Source organism: Syntrophales bacterium (assembly GCA_035363115.1).
Taxonomy (GTDB): domain Bacteria; phylum Desulfobacterota; class Syntrophia; order Syntrophales; family PHBD01; genus PHBD01.
Window position 1 is genome coordinate 150003 of sequence record DAOSEM010000001.1, and the last position, 21027, is coordinate 171029.

The window sequence follows — 21027 nt, forward strand, 5'->3', positions numbered from 1 at the left end:
TCCAGGTGCCGTCAACACGAACGTGCCACCATGCCTGAACCCGCGACCTGCCCCCCGAACTCGGTGTCAAAGAACGACCAGTCGATCTGACGGGCAAGCTGGAAGAGAGGGTGCCCGTTGCTGAGAATCTGGTTCAAGCGGGAATGGAACAGATCGCCTTGGGCATCTTGGGCGAACAGATTATTCGGTTGAACATAATCCTTCGTATCCATGAGATGTTTACTCCAAGGCAATTCGAAAATTTTCGGCTTCCATGCTTTTGGACAGCCCTTCCAGGCACTCTTCAAGCAACCCTGGGGGGTGCGCGCGTTCTCCGAAAATGTCCTTTCCGAATTCTCCCGTTCTCCGTTTTTCGAGTCGCCTTGTTTAACAGCCCGGCTGCATCCAGACACCCGCTTCGTCCTTGCGAACACCCCTCCATTAGGTATCTGCCCCCTTCACGGATCAGCAGGAATCTCATGCAGCTATTCCGAAGATTCCGGCAGTTCGAGGAGGAACCGCCATGCAGGGACCACTTCGATGGTCCCGCCGTCGGCCTCGATCCGCTCGTCCTCGCTGCGGGTCACGATGGTTCCGGCTTTCAAGCCCAGTTCGGCCATCGCCTCACTCAAGGCCGCCATTTCCCGTTTCCGCGTTTGCGGCACCGCCAGACACTCGCACACCTGGACGAGCATCTGCGGGCGGCCGCGCATCGGGACAATGAAATCGACCTCCCGGCCGGTCTTGGTCTTGTAATAATAGATCTCCGGGTGAAGTCGCCGGAGCGCAGTGAATACGAGATTCTCAAGGAGATGGCCGGAGTTGACCAGAATTCCGGACGATACCGAAGTGACCAGTGCATGATCGATGCAGTAGACCTTTTTCGGATTGGTGTTGCTGCGCGCGAGAGACGGGTCGAATATGCGCACGGTGAACAGAAAATAGGCGTCCTCGAACCACTCCAGGTAATCCGATACCGCGGACTTCGGAGCCTTGTGGCCCAGCGACTTGAGATAGCCCGTAAGATTGTTGACGGAGTACAGCGAAGCCGTGTTGTCCACCAGCCAGTGGGCCAGGTCGGTTACGGCCTTCGGGTGTGAAACGTCGTGGCGCTCGACCAGATCCCGAAACAGGATCGTGTGAAAGTATTCCTGGTGGGTCCTGATCCGCAGGTTCCGGCCGAGACCGGCGACCTCGGGGAAGCCGCCGGTCTCCCAATATTCCTCAAAGGCCTTCTGAACGAGGAGCCGGTTCTTCGTCGACAGAGTGCCTTCTCCCTCGATTCCCTTGTAGTCCAGGAATTCCCGGAACGAGAACGGGAACATCTCCCACGAGAGGGCCCGCCCGCGCATCTGCGTGGCGATCTCCTTCGACAGCATCCTGGCCGACGAGCCGGTCAGATACACCTCGCATTTTTCCGTGCGCATCAAACGGTCCACGAAGGGCTCCCAGCCGGGGGCGGCCTGAATTTCGTCGAAAAAGCAGTAGACCGTCTCGGTGTTTTTCTTCTCCGGGTAGATGGAGTAATAGGCCTCGGCGATCAGGCCGAGGTTGTCCTGCCGCAGGTTGTGGAGGCGGTCGTCAAAAAAGTTCAGATACAGAATGTTCTGCCGGGGGACCCCGCCATCCAGCAGCCGCTGGATAACCTGGAACAGGTAGGTTGACTTGCCGCTCCGCCATACCCCGGTGCAGACGGCTGCCTTTCCGTGTAGCGTCTCGATCCGCAAACGCCGGGGCACTCCGGTATCGAGCCGGTTTTCCTGGAAATCCAGGAGGATGGATTTGATCATCTCGATCATAGGGTTACACCTGGCCACAGATATTTCCGGTTCGTGAACCATCCGGTCATATAAATTGCCGGAATTGATTCCAGGTGTCGAGGACAATTCCCGGAAACGATCTGACCTTCCCAGCCCGAACAACCGGCCCAGCGATGCACCTTCCCTGCCTCCGGGAAACCGGGAACGACTCTTGGAGATTGAAACACAGGACCTCCTGATCCGATTGTTCAGGAAGGTTCGGAACGGAAAACTTCTATGTCGGGGGTGGGTCAAAATTGGATGCCGATGGTGGGTCAATTTTCGGCGCCGATTGCCACTCGGAGCTCATGGCTCATGTCCCGAAGATAAATTATCCCTGATTTCTATAGCCAATCGAAAGACCCGCTCGAGGTCGAACTTCTCAAAATCAACAGGCCGCAGCACCGGTTTGAGTTCCGTATCGATCTGGGCTTTGAGCCTCTCTTTTCTGGCCGGGGAAAGGTCGATGGGCGGATTTCCGGGGACCTTCAATTTTTCGGCAAGAAGCTGGAAGAGTTGACGATCCTCGAGATCCACCTTGTGTTGGGATGCCAGGTAATCGATATCGAAGAAGTCCCGGATGGCCGGCTCCAGACGCGTCAGTGCCGCCCGCAGCTTTTCAGCAATGGCCTCCTGCAGGGTGAGGGTGATCACCTCGATGTCCGGGATCAGGGGCTTGCGCGTGAAGGGGCTCAGGAGAAGTGTCCTGGCCTTCAGGCGCGCCGGCGGCGTCAAGAAGGTCTCGCGCAATCCCACCTCGATCTTGATGCGGGCCGACTCTTCCCGAAGGAAGATCGAGGGGTAGGTCACATAGACGACGTACTGCCGGGAGCTGTTGTGTCCGGTGAAGTCCGCGAGAAGATTCAGGATGCCGATTTCATCCGAAACCTTCTTTACCCACTCCTTGACCGGCGCCATTCCCTTCTTTCGCAGGGTGACGCCCGCTTCCGGGGGTATCGAGATGAGAAAATCGAGATCTTCGCTGAGCCGATAGAAATCGGCATAAACCTTGCCGATGCAGGTACCTCCCCGAAAGATCAGCGGGGATTCCGATTGCTCGTAGATGTATTGCAGGACGACCGAGCAATAGTAGTCCTTTTGAATGAGATTGGCATTTAAACCCGTCTGACCGGCGGTGAACAGCACCGCCTCCCGGAAGAGCGCCTGGTCCTCATGGATCGCAATCCTATCTTTGCGGGATGCCGCCATTGACGATCAGTCCCCACTCTCTGTTGATGGTGCCTTTGGCCGCTTGGCCGGGTATCCAGGGGATGAATGAACGGATTGGCCCGAGCCGGCGTTTTATCTTCTTGAGTTGATCCTCGGCGACTCCCAACTGGGCCATCAGGTAGCCCATGCGCTTGAGGGTGCCCTTGTTGCCGTATTGGAGGGTATCCGCGATCAACTTGTCGGCGAGTGCGGGCTCGCTTTTGAGCACCGCCTTGATCCATCCGTAGGCCCGGGGCAGGGTGTTGAACCGGGGCCAATCATAAACCGCATCGACCAAGGCCCTGCTTTTGGTGACCATTACCACATCCGGACCCTCGGGTGTCTTGAGGTTCCTGGTCGATCCCAGGCGCTTGGCCGCAGTCTTGATAAAGACGAATTGGGTGCCGCCTACCTCTCTTTCCCCGAAGAGGCGGTCGTTGTAGACGAAAATCCGGTTTGGGACCTGGTCGTCGAAGCCGTGGAATTGAAAGGCGCTGGGACCGCTGATTTGGTATCGCCCCTTGAGAACCTCCATCAGTCTGGCCAAAAGGTAATAACCGCTCACCGACCACCGGCCGCCGGCGGGCATGTGGGGTGGGACCAGATAGACGCCTTTGTTCAGGCGGATGATCATGCCGGCCCGGCTCAAGCGGCTGAAGAGCTCCCGCTCCTGCTTGGAGGTGATGCCCAGGACCGGCGTCAGTTCGCCCAGCGCAAGGATATCCTTCCTGCGCATCTGGGCGTAAGAGAGAAGCTGCATTTCCAGGGGGCCGAGCTTCGTTTTGGGTGCCTTCATGATAAGTGTCGTAATTGTTTGGGAGGCAATTTTGCGAGAATATAGTGAAATGGGGAGGCAAAGTCAACCTTTGTTGTCGATGGCGGATAAGCCACATCCCAGGCGTCGCGCACCGCGCCGCGATCGAGCAGGGCCAGAAGCTTGCCGATGAGGATCTCCCCCAGGCCGGCCACCCGAATGGAAGGGCGGTCCAATTCACCGGGCTGCCAGAGCTCGCGCACCTCGGTCCCGGCGATCGGCATCCGGAAGAGGAAGTTCAGATCCACCTCAATCCGATACCCGGTCTCACTGGCACAGCGTCTCAGGTATTCCAGGCTAACGTTCATCAGGCTCCCCCGACGACAACAGCACCTTGGGAAGGATCAGGTTCCAGCGCCGGACAAGGAGACCGCCCCGCTGCCCCCGTTCGACGTAGGCCCGGGAACGCGGGCGGTGCTGCTCCATGCGGGCGAGAAGCGCATCAGGCACATGGAAGCTCTTCTGAAACTTCTCCAGGAACCACCCTGTCGCCGCCCAGAGCTTTGCCATGTCATACCGGCGCAGGACCTCTTCCAGGAGTTCAAGATCGAGGGTCGTGAACCCGGCGGCAGAATGGACCAGTTCCTCCAGCCCTCCGGTCAGCGACGGCCGGCTGAATCCCTCGACCAAAGTGCGCTCGGGGCCTGTGACTTCCAGCAGTTTTCCCAGGTGCGCGATCCGCCGAATGCCGAGCTGCTTGCCTGAGTCGCCCTTCATCGAAAGGGGGAGATCCAGGAAGCGGACAGTTGCGTCTTCCAGTACAAGCGGCCGACGGCGCTTGGCGACATAAAGGGTGCACTGATTCCAAAGCGAATGCGCGGCTCCGAGCAACTCCAGGGCGCTGTGGTGAGAGAAGACGGCATCCGGATACATGGCGCTTGCCACCAGAAAAGGATCGGGATGGAAATCTTTCGGAGACAGGGTCGGCGGAACAACGGCGTATATCTCGCGGGTGACGCGCTTCAGGCGGCCGGTCCGGAGGTGGTGCTTGAGCCGTTCGACGACGCGCAACCGTTTCCCCTCCGGCATCAAGGCCGCGACAGCCTCATCAAGGGAGAATACCGGATGGGTGGCAAAGAAATCAGTGGTCTTTCGTTTTTGATCCGTGCTCATATAGGTAACAATGTTCCCCGTATCAAACCGAAACGTCAACTATGCAGCGGATTTGTCCGTTGACAATAGGTTTCGCTATGGGTAGTTCTTTTACCTGTTCGGTCACAATATGCAAGCAATACTTTTTCCCTGCTCAGCAGAAAAGAGCTCTACGGCCAGGTTTGGATGGAACCTGTCATTCAACTTGCCAGGCGATATGGGTTCTCGGGTGTGTCTGTGTTACAGAGCCAGACACCACAGGAGGGAAATCCATGACCAAGTGGCTGAAGATCGGGATCGGCGTCGTTGCTGTGATCGCCATGAAAAGGACGGTGTGCTGATTGTTTGAGGAATCAGGGGCTTGTGCATATGGTTCAGAAACGCGAAACAGCTTCCAGTCAGGCATTGCGGCTCTACCGCGACCTTGTGGACTGGTATCCGATTATGAGACGCGAATGGAGCCGTCGAGGTGATCCACGAACGACACCGGATGGGCCTGTTCCCGGGAACCGTGTGGCTGGAGTTGATCGCGACCGCCGGCTTCGAGTCTCTCGCGGTCCCTTTCGAGCACAGCTCGCACAACGACACCGGATGCAAAGTGTTCCTCGGGCTGCGGCCCGTCACCGAAGAAAGGGCATGACATGAACGAACCCCCGCCGCGCTTCTGGCCGATCTTTTTCGAGCTGTTCGAGTCTCTCCCCCGGCAGGGGCCGGGCAACCGCGACTGCGCCGCACGGGCCATTGCTCTCTGCCGCGATCTGCCGCCCGCGCCGGCGGTCCTCGACCTGGGCTGCGGCGCCGGCGGGCAGACACTCCATCTCGCCGATCTCACCTCAGGGTCCATCGTGGCCCTGGACAGCCATGCCCCGAGCATCGAGCGGCTGCGCGAGACGGTCGCCGTGCGGGGCCTCGCCCAACGGATCCGGCCCGTGGTCGGCGATATGGCCGAACCCGCACTGCCACAGGCGAGCTTCGATCTCGTCTGGTCCGAGGGGGCGCTCTACAACATCGGCATCGAGAACGCACTGCGCGTGTGCCGCGGACTGCTGCGCACCGGCGGCTACCTGGCCTTCACCGACGTGGTCTGGCGCAAGGAAAACCCGCCCCCCGAGGTCAAGGTGTGCTTCGAGAACGACTACCCGACGATGGGGTGGGTCCCGGACGTCCTGGCTGCAATCGAGAGAAGCGGCTTCTCGATCGTCGGCCACTTCACCCTCCCGGACAATGCCTGGTGGGATGATTTCTACACCCCGATGGAGATTCGGATCGGGGAGTTGCGCGGCAAATACGGGAATGACGACGAGGCGCTTGCCGTGCTGGACCAGCTTGCAGAGGAGCCTGAAATGCACCGGAGGCATTCGGACTACTACGCCTATGAGTTCTTTGTGGCGTGCCGGACGGGGTGAATCAGCCCCGGAGGCGACAGGATCCAACGCCGCTTCCGTTTTGACGCAAAAAGACCCCTTGCATTCCGTCGTTGTCTGGATTAGGTTCCGCACCGCCCGTTGCAAGCATGCTTCACGGACGCTGACGCCCACACCGCCGGTATAAGCAAGGCGGGCGCAGAGTGCTGTTAACCGGGTTCCCGCGGTGCTCGAAACGGTTCTGCTGCTGATTCTGTCCAACCTGTTCATGACGTTTGCCTGGTACGGTCATCTCAAGTTCATGAACGGTTGGCCCCTGTTGATGGTGATCCTGCTGAGCTGGGGCGTGGCCCTGTTCGAATACATGCTCCAGGTGCCCGCCAACCGGATCGGCTTCCAGCACTACAATCTCGCCCAGCTCAAGGTGATCCAGGAAGTCATCACCATGATCGTCTTTGCCGGGTTTGCCTTCGTTGTCATGAAGCAGCCCCTGAAATGGGACTACCTGTGGGCCGCGCTCTGCCTCGTCGGGGCCGTCTATTTCATCTTCCGCGGCGGCATGCCCCACACGTGAGCCCGGGGGCTTTCCCGGCGATGCAGAGCGACCTCCGGGCGTGTATTCAGCCTGGCCCCGCTGCGGTGTCGGCCCGGATTGCCTTCGCGAAGAAATACAATCCATCTTTACATCCGGACGGACAAAACGCGGCAATCGGCCGATGATTTCTGAATTCCGCGCAAGGGGATAAACCACGGGCCGTTGATCAGTCCCGCTTTGCGCCTGCCGCAAGAAGCGCCCGCTCAACCTCCGCGTTGCCGTGCCGTGCCGCGGCGATCAAAGCGGTGGTGCCGCCATGATTGCTTGCATGTACATCGGCGCCATGACCCAGCAGCAGCCTCACCGTTTCCACCGATCCGCCGCCTTTATGGAGGGTCCCCGTGCTCGCCAGGATCAGGGCCGTATTGCCCGCCTTGTCCCTGGCTTCCGTGAGGGCCCCGGCATCCAGCAGGGCCTTGACCGTTTGGGTGTGCCCTCGCAGGGCCGCCGCCATCAGGGCTGTTTCGCCCAGATCATTGGCGGCATTGACCGCCACCCCCTTCTTCAGCAGCCACTTGACCGCGGCTTCACGGCCTTCGCGGGCCGCCGCCATCAAAAGGGTATCGGCCCGCCTGGACTTGGTCCGGATGTCCGCACCGGAGGCCACCAGGATTTCGGCGATTTCGAGATGGCCTCTTGCCACCGCCATCATCAGGGCGGTGCGGTTCTCACTGTCCCCGGCCTGCACGTCCGCGCCACGGGCGATGAGGATGCGAACCACTTCCGTGTGCCCTTTGTATGACGCCCACATCAGGGCGGTATAGCGCATCCTCGTCAATTGCCCGTTCGTTTCTCGGGCATCGGCATCGGCACCCTGCTCAAGGAGAGCAGCGACCTGCCGGTCACGGCCTTCTTTGGCTGCGGTGATCAACTGCTGATCGCGTTCAGGCAAACACGCGCAGGCAGGGAGAAGAAGGAACAGCAGCCATGCTGCAAGGGCAAGGTCTTTCCACGGCAATCCGAATGCTCTCACTTTGTAGGCGCCTCCATGGGACGGTCCCGTCCCTCGTGAAGGGATCACACTGCTTTCCGTCGTAAACCCCGATGCTTCTAATCCAGAACCTGACCTTTGCCCGGATGCCTCGGCCCCGATCTTCGTCCGCCGATTCAATCGAGGACCCGGGGTTTGGACGGCGGCGCAGGCGTCTCCTGCTCTTGCTTCACCGTCGGAGCGGGCGATGCCGGGGCTTCCGTGTCCAGCCTTTTCGGCGCGGTGACAGGGGTCAACAGCCTGCCTGCCGGATCGGGATAGGGCTGCGGTGAACCCCCCTTCTTCTTCGGCGATTTCGGAAGCTTGGCCTCATCCAGGTTCAGGATGTAGGCCAGTTTCTTCCGGTCCGCATACAGGGGTGCCCAGAGGTCGGGGTAATCCGTGATGAAGAATGAAACGAAATTGCTTCCCTCGGGCATCAGCCCCCCCTGCTCCAGGAGGTAGTCATAGGTTTTTGCATCCGCCGCCGCGCCGGCCATGACCAGCGCCTTCAGGGCCGGGGATATCTTGTCGGCAATGTTCCATTTCATTGAAATCGGGTACTGTTGCTTCAGCTTCATGACCTCGTCCGCGGCCTCGATGGCCAGTTGAGGATGCCCCGCATGGACAGCCAGCATTCCGTATTCCATCAGGCGCCGGAGGGCGATCGCAAGGTTCGTGTTGTCGGCAAATCCGGCGATCGTGCGGATTGAAAGCGGGATCTGCCTGCCTTCACACTGGACGACACAGGTGACCTCGCTGCCGATAGGGATGTTGCGGGTGGAGACGTCTTCCACGGAAGCAGCGGGTCTGCCGTTGAAGAGCTTGATGACGTCGCCTTTCCGGAGCCCCGATTTTGCTGCCGGCCCTTCGGGATTAACGGACGTTACAACGATTCCTCTCGCGCTTTTGTCGACGCCGGTTCCGATCAAGGATCTTTTTTCCGCCTTCAGCAGGATGTCTTTATGGAAGAGAAGCAACGAGCCGACGTCCTTGAGGGGCAGGCCCCGCTTCCAATAATCGATGTAGGTCTTTGAGTATTGCAGATCCTGTTGCAGGGGAAAGATGTTCATGGCTTCCCGGATTTTCCTGACGGCCGCCGAATGGAACCCGGCGGCGAGAAGCTCTCTTCCCTCGTCCAATGCTGCAGCGGCCCGAATCATTTCCGGGGTGGCCGCCTTCATGGTGTGCACTTTTTTGTCAACCAGGGCGTACCAGGCGCCGGCCTGTTGAACGAAGACCGCAGAGAGTGCTTTTTTCTCGTCGGCAAACCGTCTTTCCTGAACGTGAACAAGCTTTTTCCCTTTGAGGATTACGTATTCTTCCAGGCAATTGCTCCAGGCTTTCAGGATGCTGTTGTCCGGGCCGAAGGCAATGGCTAGGCCCCCCGTGGCGAATCCGGGAGGTGTTTCGATCTCCTTCCAGGTGGTCGTATCGAGAATCTTGAATTGTCCGCGTAACCCTCCCCATACGGCCGCAAGCGAACCGTCGCGATTGAGATAGAGGCCTTCTGCCTTGTCCAGGTTGCGGACCAGCGAAAAATTCTTCGCGTCGAAGAGCCATGCCGTTCCGTTCGAGCACCACGCCCCCAGATAGCGATCGGACAGTTTCAACTGCTGCAGGGTGCTCTTTTTCCGGTGGCAGCTGTCATGCATGGCCGGCAGGGGGATCTTTTTCCCCGTCGTGATGGAGTATGCTTCCGTTACCGTATCCATGACCTGCCTGCCTCCCTCGACCCGGCGGCGATAGGTCGTCCCCACCAGCGTCTTGTTGTCCGGCATGATCTGCATGGCCGTGCTGGACATGTAGACGGGAAACGTCCGGATGATTTTTCCATCCCTCGTCCGCACGATGGATACGCGCGCTTTTGACGTGTCTATCAACCCTTTCCCGTCCCATGGGCAGTTGCAGACGGCGATGGAATTGCCGTCCGGGGAGACGGTCATCTCCCGCATCGATTCGCGAATCTCGCGGTCCAGGGGATGCCTGACAAAACCGTTCTCTTTTCCGTCGAACCTCCAGAGCTCGAAGTCATCAACGGTTGTTCCGGGTTTGACGGATCGCGCCATTTTCGTCACCATCCAATGGCCGTCCCTGCTGAAGGTGTGTTGGATCCTCGTATATTTCTTCATGCCCGGGGCGGACATGAAATCTTCATATTTCACGGGAGCGGCGGCCTTCTCTGTTTTGTCCGTCCCCCCGAAAACCCGGTCCAGGAAAGAAGTCTCCCCGTAGACGGCCTTTCCTCCCCCGAAAGGGAAGGGCGACAGGAGACAGGCAACCGCCAGCACGGCCGCGATGGGCAGGCGCCGGGGGCGCCCCGGACTCACGAATGCGGTCTTCCGTAATCCCGAGACCATTGCCCGGAAACATCCATGGGACTTCGAAAAAAACGTCATGATACCTCCTTGTGGACCTCGATGGCCCGTCTTCAGCGAGGGACACCGCTGTCGCGGTTTACGAGCGTCCTGCCCTCCAACCCTTTCCCGATATGGCCGGACGCACTATATCTGGTTCTGGGGAAAACATCGCGGTACCCCCCCCGGTTTATCTCGCCCGCTATCTCCTGCGCTTTCCGCTGATCCAGGGTCCCGTAAGCCTTCGTCACAGAAAAATAGTGGCCCGGCGCGGCGGCATTCGGAGCCGAAAAACCGGTGGACGGCGGCCGGTTCCCGGTGACAATCCGGGCGCTGGCCCTTGTTTTCCTGGTCTGCCTGTCGAACACGGACGTCAAAACGACCCAGTAAACCGTCCCGGTCCGGCCTCTGTCCCGAGCGGCGGAAGACCGGGAGGCATTGTTCTTTTTCTGCCTGTCCCGATACGCCGTCGCCTGGGCATGGGAAATCAGCCCCTGGCGGGCCAGGTGATCGATCATCCTGGTCGGGCAGTCCCCTTTCAAGCCGTGGCTCATGATGGCGTCATACAGGGCCCTCTGTGCGAACAGCCGTTCCTGTTCGGAAGAATAGCCGGCAAGACGCTGGGGGGTCATTCTGCCGAGGGCGGCGTAATCCACCGATTTCATGCCGAGGAGCTGTCGCCGGAACTGGTCGTAGAGCCGGGGCTCGCTGCTTCGGAGACAGGAATGGATAGTCCTGTTCATGATGTTGTTGACGACCCACTCCCAGTGCTGTCTGCCCACGGCGGCATAGTCGATTCCGGGTGCCGGTGCCGGCCGCCTCGGTTGGGGAGAAGGGCTGCTCTCGATCCCTGAGTGCGAAGGAGAGGCATGCATCGGGGACGGGGTGCGCACCGGGGACGGAGAAGCGGGTACCGTGGGTTTCGGCGCCGGAGGTTGCGCATCGGCATGCTGTTTTCCCGACGGCTCGATGAGGATTCTGGCCTGCGCCGACGCGCTGTTGCCGCCGGCATCGGTGACTTTCACGACCAGGTTTCCCGTCTCCGCGTATTCCGCGGCGATGCCGCCCACGGTTCCATGCAGCGATCCGGGTGTGTGGCCTGCGCTGAGGCCTTTTCCGGAGGCGCGCACATCCACAACGAACGGCTCCTTGAAGCTCTTGGGCACGGTAATGAAAAAAGGCCTGTTTTCACCGCTCTTCAGGGCTTTCGGGGCATTCAGGGCCAGGCGGTAGGCTTCCTTTGTGAAGGTGGTGCGGGCCGAATGCCGCCGGCCGTTTTCGGCGACAATCGATGCCTCGAAGATGATTTCTTCACCGGCGGGTATCTTTCCGGCCGGAACGGCCAGACCCGCCCGGTAAGGCGGTGTCTCGCCGGGACGGGGCCGTTCCAGGGAAACGGATTCAATCGTTTGACCCTTTGCATCTTTTGCCGTCAGGGTCAGGGTTGCCTTGTGGACGCCCTGTCCGATCGTGTAGTGGGCATAGAGCAGAGGCTCCCGATCGGGCGGGAACAGCGCCTTGTGTTTTTGATCGTCAGGGCTGTCCGTTGCCAGGACCCTGTCGATCCTCACGGCCTGGGCGATTCTGAATCGGGAGACGGCGTTCACCTTCACGCCGGGCGCGGCGTTGAACACATGGGTCAGTCCGACCGAGTATTCGCCGTCCGCCAGGTCATCCAGCCGGATCTTGAAGCGGTGGTTTCTGATCCCCCCCGATTCATACACCTGCTCCTGCTTTCCGAGGCCCGGCACCGGCTTCCCCGCTCCGTCGTATACCTGCCAGAAAAGCTGTGCCGGTTCCGGTTTTCCCGCAGGGTGCTTCAAATCGGCCTGGAAGGCGAGGACGTCGCCGTTCTGGACCGAGGCGGGAAGCGGCGGCCCGTCGTAGTCGTTGAGAGAGGCGCGGATCTGAAAGGGGGCCATGGCGGGGACGCTTGTGACCAGGCGAAAAGAGGCGCTCCGGTGGGCGATGATCTTCCGGGTCTTCCCCGCTGTGTCCACGAGGCGCACGGCAACGGTGTAGGCGGCCGGCGCCATGCCGGTGGTATCGAAGCGCAGCAGGTTCGCTTTGGGATCGTCGCCCGTTGCGGTTTTGTAGCTCTCCCCGTTTACGAGCCACTGCACCTCGTGAGTCCTGTCCCACTGGCCCGACTTTTGAGATTGAAAGGCCAGAATATCGCCGACCTTGGCGGCCTCTTTCAGTGCCGGGCCTTCAAAAGCGTTCAGGGTGGCCCGGATCGGCCCGAGGGCAACCTGGCCGGATTCGGCCACCTGGAAGACATAGGTCCGGAAATCCATCTGCAGCTTCGATTTGGCATCGAGCATCCGGAAGGTGACCGTGTAATCCCCGGGTGTGACATGCTCGCATCTGTATGTGAGGCGGTTCGCCCGGTCTGAGCTTGTCGGCACGGGCGAGGTCTCGGCCAGCTTCCGTTTCTTCGGCCCCGAGATTTCCCATTTGGCCTCGTAACGATCGGTCCATTTTTCATCTCTGGCAATCTGGAACGTCAGCAGATCGCCTTCTTTGGCCGTTTCCCCGTAGAGAAGCCTGCCCGTGAAGGTGTCGCGCCGGGCGAAGATGATGTCGAGATCGATGTCCCCGGCACGGGCGGTGATCTCCTCGAATTTCAGCCTCTGCAGGTGTCCCGAAGCCTCGCGGGTCGCATCCTCCCGCCAGTTTTTCCAGACGGCTCCCCCTGCCTTCGCCCCCTCGACCGCGGCATCCTTGCCCAGGACCAGGGGGTCGATCGTCATGGAGGCAACGGTTCGCCAGGTCACCTTGCCGGTCACCCGCAGGAAACTCGCCACGGGATTGACGGTCTTGCCTTTGCGTACCTGCTCCAGGATATATCGCTTTTCCTCCTCATCAACGGCCCATCCCTGCTCCAGGGCGTCGATGACGGGAATGGGGGCCAGCTCGATGGCGGCCACCAGCGCCCTCTTGGTATTCTTGACCGCTTCACTGTCCCGCTCCGAAAGATTGAAGAACAGGTGCTGACCCTGCTCGGCCTTCTTCAGTTGATCGGCGATGCTCAGCAGGTCTCCCGAGAAGGCCGCCATGCTTCCCACCTTTTGGAGCCTGGCAGGGGGTGCGACCGCCGCCGGTTTCTGCCTGCCGCCGGCATCGGATGATCTCTTCATCTCCGCGGTGATTTCCCGCACCAGCCTGTCGGGTGCCCCGGTCTCCCGCATCCGGGCAAGGATCTCTCCCTTCTGGCTCGGGGTCATCCCTTCGGTCTTTTTCAGGATCCGGTCCCGGTACGCCCCGGCATGTTCCGGGTGCCTGCCGGCCATCTCCCCCAGGACGCGCACTTCGTTGAGGGTGTCGAGATAGACGAGGTGCGAAGACGCGGCCTCTGCCGTGGCCGATTTGATCTGCTGCTGCTTCTGGGACATGGATTCGGAGGGTGCCCTTGTCTTGCCCTCCGCCGGAAGGCTGGATTGCTGCGGCCGGATGACATCCTCCAGGCCGGCCTGCCTGGCCAGCTCCAGGGTGGCGCTCTGGGCCCGGTCGTGGTACTTGCTTTTCTGGGCCTGCTTCTGCTGGAGCCGGGCCTCCAGATCGAGGCGTTTCTGCGAGGCATCCAGCGGCTCTTTTCTCTCATCCGGGTACCGCTTTTTGTGGGCCTGGAGCTCCCGGGCAACCGGCTCGATCTCGCGGGTCTTTTTCTGAACGAAATCATCCATCTCGTCCTTGTACGCCACAATCTCGTCAAAGTCCGGCGTTTCTCCGGAGCGGGATCTGGCCTCATACATCGCCGCCTCCCGACGCTTGTAGGCATCGTTGTTGAGCCCGGCGATTCTCTCGAAATCCGCCGCGTTTACCCCCCTGGGATCGGCCATGAAATCCACGTCGTTCTTTCGGGCGTAATCGATCTTTTCCGGGTCGACCCCGTTCTCTTCGAGAAATCCGTTCACTCTCCGGTTGTAGGAATCCTGGATGGTTTTGACCTGTTCCGGAGAGCCGGCCTGCACGATGTAGTCGGAATCCGTGCCGGCATCGAAGGGCCTGTTCCTTTCCCGCCGCTGGGGATTCATCCTGGCTCCCTGCTCGGCAGCCGCCTGCCTGGCGATCTCCAGGTTCTTTTCGGAGTAGAAATTCTGGCATCTCTGATAGACTTCATCGGTCATCGAGTGGCGCACCTTCCGGCCATCGACCAGTTCCACGATGGAAAAATCCTTGATCCGCATCCGGTTGATCTCGGCGTTGTGCTTGAAGACCAGCGCCTCCTGCTTCTTCGACGCGGTTCCCGCGCTCACGGCCTCCGCCGCCTTCATCAGTTCCAGGGTCCAGCAGAACGCGGGGGAGGATGCGGCGGCAAGGAAAAGAGCGACCAGGATAAACCGTTTCAGCAGACCGTCGATCCGTTTCACTGTCTTCCTCCCTGATCCCATTCGTTCAGCAGATCCCGTGCGTAGATCCGTTCGGCGTCCGGGCCTGTTTTGCCGGAGATGACCCGCTGCAGCTCCTTTTTGGCGAGGGCTGTCTGGTTGTCGCTTTTCAAGAGCACGGCCAGGGAGGTGGCGACTGCCGCGGAACGGGGGTGTTGCAGGGACAGGCTCTTGAAAACCTTGATCCCTTCCTTTGTCCGGTCGTCCGCCACGTAGCAGAGCGCCAGGGGTCCCGCCACCAGGCCGGTCGCCTTCTGAGGTTCCTTTTCGATCAAGAGGCGGTACTGCTCCGCGGCGAGCAGGAATTTCCCCTGCTCCTGAAGGACCCGGGCCAGCAACAACCGGGCCCTCCCATGATCGGGGTTCAGCTCCAGGGTCCGGATCAGGCTCTCCGTTGCCTTTGCCATGGACAGGGCGTCGGAATGGAGGGCGGCATAGAGAATCCCCCGGAGGAACCAGTACTCGCTCCGTTCGGCGTGGATGGCGATGGCCGAGTCGACATGAAAGAGGGCATTGTGGAAATAGACGGGAAGCCCGGATTGACGCCACTTCTCATAGTCCCGGGCCGCACACCGGTATAGATAAGAGGCATAATCTTCAAAGCCGCCCTTGGCGGCATGGATTTCAACGCCGCCGGGAGCGCCCCGGTCCGCTGTCCTGCCGGTCGCCTGCGGCGTCTGGTCTCCCGCGGCATCGTGAACCAGTACGCCGCTCGTCATCAAAAGAAAGACGATCAGGACGACAAGGAGCGGTTTGTTCCCTCGCGGAGAAAACGCCGTCTCGATCCTCCCGCCTCGCAGGAACGGTATTTCGCATCGGCCGGATATCGTGATTCTCTGCATGATCATAGGGGTGCCTCCGACTTGTAATGCCGACGAATCGTCATCGCCTTCGTCAGGAATCATCCATCGATCGCAACAGGCATGCAGCAGCCGTCAGCCGGTGCTGTCTGGCCTGGTCGGGCGATGGTTTCAGGGTTTGGACGACAAAAAGGATTGCCGTGAAGGGTATGGATCGCCGGGATACGGTTTTTGCGGATGTTGCTTTGGTTCCTGGCCTTTATAGCAAAAACAAATCCATTAACAAAGCAGTTGTTACAACCTTGTGCACCATTTCAGGGACGGCTTTTTTATAACACAGAAAAAGCCCCCGCTTTGTGAGGCAGGTCACGTTGCAAAGCATTGTGCTCGAGATGCCGATGGTCCGGGGAGCCTCGATTCACATCTTGGTCCCGTCGAGCAGTTCACGAACCGCATTGGCCAGGGCGCTCATCTGGATCGGCTTGACGATCACCCTGTCGACGTTGAGCTCGGTGATTTTTTCCAGGTCGCTCTTTTCCAGGAATCCCGAACAGAGAATGACGGGAATCTCCCTGCTCATCGTCTTGATCGCCTTGACCACTTCGAATCCCGTCATGTGCGGCATCGTCTTGTCCGTGATGACGATGTCAATTCCCCGGATGTCGCTCTTGAGCAGGTCGATCGCTTTCACCGGGTCGGTTTCCGTCAGGACCCGGTAACCCAGATCCTCGAGTATTTCACTGCTCATGTCGACAATCATCTGCTCGTCATCGATGAACAGGACCGTTTCGCCTTTTCCCGGGGGAATGATTGTGTTTTTCCCGTGTTCTCCGACTTCGATCTCCCTGTCGACCAGCGGGAGATAGATCATGAAGTGCGACCCCTTGCCCTCTTCACTGTATACCCTGATCTCTCCATGGTGATCCTTGACGATCCCGAGGACAACCGAAAGGCCCAGCCCCGTTCCTTCCCCCTGCTGTTTGGTGGTGAAATACGGATCGAAGATCTTTCCCAGGTTCTGTTGGGGGATCCCCTGTCCGGTATCCCGGACGGACAGCTCCACGTAGCGGCCGTCAGGCAGCGGGATGCGAAACAGGGCGGCGCCCGCCTCGATTTCGACCTGCCTCAATCCGATCTCCAGGATCCCCCCGCTTTCCTTCATGGCATGGCTGGCATTCGTACACAGGTTCATGAGCACCTGGTACATCTGGGAGGGATCCGCCATGATCACGTGCGGGGTTTCTGGCGTCTTCTGCCGGATCTCGATGGTTGTCGGCAGGGACGCCCGCATGAATTTCACGACCTCTTTGATAATCGGGGCAAGCGAAAGAGGGTTTTTTTCCGGTTCGGCCTTGCGGCTGAAGGTCAGGATCTGCTGCACCAGGTCCCTGGCTCGATCCGCGGCCTTGAGAATCTGCTCCGCGTGCCTGGATGCCTTCGGATTGCTGCGCACTTCGTGCAGGCACAATTCAGAATATCCCATGATGCTGCTGAGGATATTGTTGAAGTCATGGGCAATGCCGCCGGCAAGCGTTCCGATCGCTTCCATCTTCTGTGCCTGCTGAAGCCTTTCCTCCAGCTTCTTCCTTTCCTTCTCGATCCGGGCCTGCTTGGTAAAGTCGAGGTGAATCATGATGACATACAGGATGGCATCGTTGACATCGAGGACGGGATAGAGGATTCCCTGTACGACGAGCAGGTTGCCTTTGCCGACCGTGGATTCCGCATTATACTCAATTGTCGGGGTGGTTGACGGCATTCCGTCGAACGCCCTGTGCACGGCCGGCATGATACCAAGCGCCTCGATCTGCCGGTCACGAAGGATATTGTAGCCCTTCAGGTCTTCCTGCGTGACCGCCCATAGCTTTTCAAAGGCCGTGTTGGTGAAGATAATGTCGCCTTCGGGTGAAAATACCTGGATGGAAAATGGGGCCTGTTCAAGAATGCCGCGGACTCGGTTTTCGCTCTCGTGCAGGGCCTCTTCGGCGAGCCTTCGCTTTGTGATGTCCTGGATGGTAACGATGTGCCCGGCTGCGGGATCATCCGCCTTCAGATACGCAGCGGTCAGAATGGCAAAAAGGATGGTGCCGTCTTTCCTCACGAGATGCGACTCGACACTCGTCCGTTCGCTGCCCGCAAGCCGTGAATAGAGCTCGCGGCCGACCCGCTCATACTCTTCGTCGGAATCGTAGAACATCCGCGTGCCGTGCTCGAGGATCTCCGGTTCCGCGTATCCGAGAAGCTCACACAGCGCTTGATTGACGTGGACCAGCACCCGGTTGATCGCAAAGAAGACGCCGATCGGGATCGCGTGAAAGATGCTTGCCTGAAGTGATTCGCTGATGGGCCGCCTTCCTTTCGGGTCTTTCATCGCCGTCATGCCGTATCCCCGATCTTCCGGTCCAGCTCCGTCCGGACCGCCAGGCCGATCTTTTCGAGGATGTAGGGCTTCTGGACGAATGCCCCGGCGCCCATTTCCAGGGTTTTCCGGACCCGGTCCGTTTCCGAGAAGCCGCTGGCGAGGATCGCCTTCTGCCGGGGATGAATCTCAAGGATTCTGCGGTACGTCTCCATGCCGTCGATCCCCGGATCCATGATCATGTCCAGGACCACCAGGTCCACCTTCCGGCCTCGAAGGAGGGCAACCGCCTCCTCCCCGCCGGCGACGGCCTCGACCCGGTACCCGAGCCTTTCCAGCATGCTGATGGCCAACTCGCGCTGCTCCTTCACGTCGTCCACCACCAGGATGGACTCCCCCCTGCCCTGGCAGGATGAGGGGGAGGCGTCCATGTCGTCCCGGGCGCTCTTTTCTCTCGTGACGGGGAAAAAAAGCGTGAAGGTGCTTCCCTCGCCCTCGGCGCTCTGCACATCGATGTAGCCGCTGTGGTCCTTGACGGTTCCCCAGACGACGGCCAGTCCCAGGCCGGTTCCGCTTCGTCCCATCACTTTCTTCGTGTAGAAGGGCTCGAAGATCTTGCCCAGGTCCTCCTCGGAGATTCCGCCGCCCGTGTCGGAGACCGTCAGGACGACATAGTCCCCTTCCTGGACGTCGTCGTATCCCCGGATGGGCTGGTCCAGGTAGCGGTTCTTCGTCCGGATCGTGACCTCTCCCCTGCCGGCGATGGACTCGAAGGCGTTGGACACGAGGTTCATGACGGTCTTACCCAGGTGAACGGGCGATCCCTTGATGTTCAGAAGGCAGCTCTCGAGCTCCGCCGCGAAGGCGACCTGCGGGTGGCGGTCTCTCAGCTCCCTGAATTCCAGCGTTCCGAGGTAATCGGAGATGATCCCGCCCAGGTCGACCACGTCCGAAACGTTGACGCCCCGCCGGGCCAGGGTCAGGAGGTCCTGGATGATCGCCGCTCCCCGGATGCTGGCCTGAAGGATGTTGTCCGCATGCCGCTTTGTGGAGCTGCCTTCGGGCAGTTTTTCCGCCAGCAGCTCCGAATAACCCACCATGACGCCGAGGATGTTGTTGAGGTCGTGGGCGACGCCGCCCGCCAGGAGCCCCAGCGCCTCCATCTTCTCCGCTCTCTGGAGCTGCTCCTCCAGCTCGCGGCGCTCCTCCACGGCCCGCTTGCGCTCGGTGATGTCGCGGATGAAGCCGCCGACCCCGGTTTTGCCGCTCTGCAGCGGTACGGGAAACTTGGTTGTCTCGAAGACGCGGTCCCCGACAGCCTCCTCCGTGCTGACGACGGAGCCCATCGTGACGGCCTCCCGGTCGGAGGCGCGGCAGTTCTGCGCCGCCTCTTCGGGCATCAGGTCGAAATCGGACAGGCCGATGATTTCCTCGGACGTCCGTCCGTAAAAGTCGGCCAGCGCCTTGTTCGCCACGATGTGCTGGAAATGGTTGTCTTTCAGGAATACAAAGTCCGACGTGCTGTTGATGAAGGTGCTGTAGCGCGTTTCGCTCTCCTTGAGCTCCTCCTCCACCCGCTTGCGCTCGGTGATGTCGCGGAAAAACCAGACCCGGCCGAAGTACTGGTTGTCGGCCCCCGTCAGGGGAGAGGAGTAGCGTTCGAGGACCCTCCCGTCGCTCAGCAGGATTTCATCCTGGCAGGTTTCATGCGGGTGGTCGTAGAGGTAATTGACTTTTTCCAGGAAGGTCTCCGGATCGACAAGCCACCGCCGGACCGATTTCAGCAGCAATTCATCGGATTGCGTGGCAACGATGGCGGGGGGAACCTTCCATATTTCCGTAAAGCGCTTGTTGTGCAGGATGATCTTTCCCTCGCTGTCCACGGCCAGAATGCCGTCGATGGACGCTTCCTGCTGGGCCGACAGCAGGGCGTTCCGGAAGGCGCTCTCCGTCTCCATCTGCCTGCGCTCGGTGATGTCCTGGACTCTTCCCTCGTAATGGACGGTGTTGCCCTTTGCGTCGCGCACGACCCGGGCGTTGGCGGAGATCCAGATCGTGCTCCCGTCCTTGCGGCGTACCCGGTATTCGAAATGGTCGATTTTCCCCTGTTCCTGGAGAAGGCTTATGAACCGGCGGCGATCTTCGGGATCGACGTAATACTGCGTTTCTATGTCCGTCACGGTCGCGACCATCTCCTCCGGCGAGGCGTATCCGCAAAGGCGCGCCATGGCCGGGTTGACGCTGATGTAGCGGCCTTCGGGCGTGCTCTGGTAGATGCCCTCGACGGCGTTCTCGAATATGCTTCGATAGCGCTCCTCGCTCTCCTTGAGCTCCTCCTCCGCCCGCTTGCGTTCCGTGATGTCGTTCGAATTGATGATGATGCCCGTCAGGTTTCCCGAGGCATCGTAAAAGGAGTGGCCCGACGAGCGGAGCCATATGTAGTGTCCGTCTGCGTGCCGGTAACGATACTCCATCTCGTGGTCTGTCTTGGTGCGAATGCCTTCCAGGTATTTGCTTGCAATCCGTTCGCGATCTTCGGGATGGATGCGATCAAAAGAGGACCTGCCGATGACTTGCTCCGGACCGTCTCCCAGCAGGGTCCGGTGGGAAGGGCTGGTGTATATAATCTTCCCTGCGGCGTCCGTCTCGGTCACGATGTCCGTCATGTTTTCCGTGATGTGTCTGTATCGGTTTTCGCTCTCGCGCAGCGCATCCTCCATCCGCTTGCGTTCCGTGATGTCGACGAGGAATCCCTGGAAATGCAGAATCCGCCCTTTGCCGTCCTGCACGGCCCGGGTGCAGTGGGATGCCCAGAAGACCGTCCCGTCCCTGCGGGCGATGCGACACTCGAAATTCAGGAGCTCTCCGTGCTCCGCAAGGAGGTGTGTCGCCCTGTTCCTGGCTTCCGGGTCGGCATAGACCTGGGTCCCGATGTCCGCCACGGAATCCATCAGCTCCTCCGGGGTCTTGTAGCCAAGCATCCGGGCCAGGGCCGGATTCGCGCCGAGAAACCGGCCGCCCGGCGTGGTGGTGAAGATTCCGATGGGGGCGTTCCGGAAGAAATCCCGGTAGTTGCGGTCTGTCTGCCGGGCTGGCTTGGGAGCCTGCTTTTTCTGTGGCATGGCGAACTCCTTGCTCAACGGCGGTTGATCTGCTTCGCGAACGGCCCCCGTGAGGCCCGTGAGGCCTAGCCGTTTCCGGTTCCGATGCAGAAACGGTGCCACATCGTTTCCCTCATTTCCAGAAGAAACACGGGACATCCCCGCCGGTCTCCCCTCTTCGATAAAAAAAGGCCGGC

At 60.0% G+C, this 21027-nt stretch carries 15 protein-coding genes; 3 read left to right on the forward strand and 12 right to left on the reverse strand.

All coding sequences use genetic code 11. The annotated features are described in order from the left end of the window. Nucleotides 1-11: 11 nt before the first annotated feature. From PLO63_00630 to PLO63_00655, 6 genes are all read right to left on the reverse strand, one after another. Nucleotides 12-212 (reverse strand): hypothetical protein, encoded by a 201-nt coding sequence (locus tag PLO63_00630; GenBank protein ID HOI72622.1) that lies wholly within the window; start codon nucleotides 210-212, stop codon nucleotides 12-14. A gap of 252 nt (nucleotides 213-464) precedes the next feature. Next, entirely contained in the window at nucleotides 465-1778 is a 1314-nt protein-coding gene (locus PLO63_00635; GenBank protein HOI72623.1) for an ATP-binding protein, read from the reverse strand. A 306-nt stretch (nucleotides 1779-2084) separates the two neighbouring features. Continuing rightward, the gene (locus tag PLO63_00640) at nucleotides 2085-2987 is read right to left on the reverse strand and encodes a nucleotidyl transferase AbiEii/AbiGii toxin family protein (protein ID HOI72624.1); all 903 of its coding nucleotides are present in this window, start codon (nucleotides 2985-2987) and stop codon (nucleotides 2085-2087) included. Further along, nucleotides 2965-3783 carry a hypothetical protein gene (locus tag PLO63_00645; protein HOI72625.1) on the reverse strand — a complete coding sequence of 273 codons (819 nt, stop codon included), beginning with the start codon at nucleotides 3781-3783 and terminating at the stop codon, nucleotides 2965-2967. The genes PLO63_00640 and PLO63_00645 overlap by 23 nt, the downstream gene beginning before the upstream one ends. Beyond that, nucleotides 3780-4109, reverse strand: a complete 330-nt coding sequence (locus PLO63_00650) for a nucleotidyl transferase AbiEii/AbiGii toxin family protein (protein HOI72626.1) — start codon at nucleotides 4107-4109, stop codon at nucleotides 3780-3782. Before PLO63_00650 ends, PLO63_00645 begins: the two co-directional genes overlap by 4 nt. Then, entirely contained in the window at nucleotides 4099-4914 is an 816-nt protein-coding gene (locus PLO63_00655; protein HOI72627.1) for a hypothetical protein, read from the reverse strand. The genes PLO63_00650 and PLO63_00655 overlap by 11 nt, the downstream gene beginning before the upstream one ends. A gap of 448 nt (nucleotides 4915-5362) precedes the next feature. Between PLO63_00655 and PLO63_00660 the strand changes: the two genes are divergently transcribed. From PLO63_00660 to PLO63_00670, 3 genes are all read left to right on the forward strand, one after another. After that, on the forward strand, nucleotides 5363-5533 hold the full coding sequence (locus tag PLO63_00660; protein ID HOI72628.1) for a hypothetical protein: 171 nt from the start codon (nucleotides 5363-5365) through the stop codon (nucleotides 5531-5533). Between the two features lies 1 nt (nucleotide 5534). After that, entirely contained in the window at nucleotides 5535-6299 is a 765-nt protein-coding gene (locus PLO63_00665) for a class I SAM-dependent methyltransferase (protein HOI72629.1), read from the forward strand. 184 nt (nucleotides 6300-6483) lie between these two features. Further along, entirely contained in the window at nucleotides 6484-6831 is a 348-nt protein-coding gene (locus PLO63_00670; protein ID HOI72630.1) for a DMT family protein, read from the forward strand. 187 nt (nucleotides 6832-7018) lie between these two features. On the opposite strand, the gene PLO63_00675 is transcribed toward PLO63_00670, so the two are convergent. From PLO63_00675 to PLO63_00700, 6 genes are all read right to left on the reverse strand, one after another. Next, nucleotides 7019-7825 carry an ankyrin repeat domain-containing protein gene (locus PLO63_00675; GenBank protein ID HOI72631.1) on the reverse strand — a complete coding sequence of 269 codons (807 nt, stop codon included), beginning with the start codon at nucleotides 7823-7825 and terminating at the stop codon, nucleotides 7019-7021. Nucleotides 7826-7959: 134 nt separating this feature from the next. Beyond that, on the reverse strand, nucleotides 7960-10152 hold the full coding sequence (locus tag PLO63_00680; protein HOI72632.1) for a PDZ domain-containing protein: 2193 nt from the start codon (nucleotides 10150-10152) through the stop codon (nucleotides 7960-7962). Between the two features lie 101 nt (nucleotides 10153-10253). Further along, nucleotides 10254-14552 (reverse strand): hypothetical protein, encoded by a 4299-nt coding sequence (locus tag PLO63_00685; protein ID HOI72633.1) that lies wholly within the window; start codon nucleotides 14550-14552, stop codon nucleotides 10254-10256. Beyond that, on the reverse strand, nucleotides 14549-15418 hold the full coding sequence (locus tag PLO63_00690) for a hypothetical protein (protein HOI72634.1): 870 nt from the start codon (nucleotides 15416-15418) through the stop codon (nucleotides 14549-14551). The genes PLO63_00685 and PLO63_00690 overlap by 4 nt, the downstream gene beginning before the upstream one ends. 370 nt (nucleotides 15419-15788) lie before the next feature. Continuing rightward, nucleotides 15789-17750: an ATP-binding protein gene (locus PLO63_00695; protein ID HOI72635.1), complete on the reverse strand. Its 1962-nt coding sequence runs from the start codon at nucleotides 17748-17750 to the stop codon at nucleotides 15789-15791. Beyond that, complete coding sequence (locus tag PLO63_00700) at nucleotides 17747-20851, reverse strand: PAS domain S-box protein (GenBank protein HOI72636.1); 3105 nt, start codon at nucleotides 20849-20851, stop codon at nucleotides 17747-17749. The genes PLO63_00695 and PLO63_00700 overlap by 4 nt, the downstream gene beginning before the upstream one ends. Between the last annotated feature and the right edge of the window lie 176 nt (nucleotides 20852-21027).

Excerpts from the sequence above, each read along its gene's own strand:
- PLO63_00630 (HOI72622.1), bottom strand. The coding sequence starts at position 212 with ATGGATACGAAGGATTATGTTCAACCGAATAATCTGTTCGCCCAAGAT.
- PLO63_00635 (HOI72623.1), bottom strand. The coding sequence starts at position 1,778 with ATGATCGAGATGATCAAATCCATCCTCCTGGATTTCCAGGAAAACCGG.
- PLO63_00640 (HOI72624.1), bottom strand. The coding sequence starts at position 2,987 with ATGGCGGCATCCCGCAAAGATAGGATTGCGATCCATGAGGACCAGGCG.
- PLO63_00645 (HOI72625.1), bottom strand. The coding sequence starts at position 3,783 with ATGAAGGCACCCAAAACGAAGCTCGGCCCCCTGGAAATGCAGCTTCTC.
- PLO63_00650 (HOI72626.1), bottom strand. The coding sequence starts at position 4,109 with ATGAACGTTAGCCTGGAATACCTGAGACGCTGTGCCAGTGAGACCGGG.
- PLO63_00655 (HOI72627.1), bottom strand. The coding sequence starts at position 4,914 with ATGAGCACGGATCAAAAACGAAAGACCACTGATTTCTTTGCCACCCAT.
- PLO63_00665 (HOI72629.1), top strand. The coding sequence starts at position 5,535 with ATGAACGAACCCCCGCCGCGCTTCTGGCCGATCTTTTTCGAGCTGTTC.
- PLO63_00690 (HOI72634.1), bottom strand. The coding sequence starts at position 15,418 with ATGATCATGCAGAGAATCACGATATCCGGCCGATGCGAAATACCGTTC.
- PLO63_00695 (HOI72635.1), bottom strand. The coding sequence starts at position 17,750 with ATGACGGCGATGAAAGACCCGAAAGGAAGGCGGCCCATCAGCGAATCA.
- PLO63_00700 (HOI72636.1), bottom strand. The coding sequence starts at position 20,851 with ATGCCACAGAAAAAGCAGGCTCCCAAGCCAGCCCGGCAGACAGACCGC.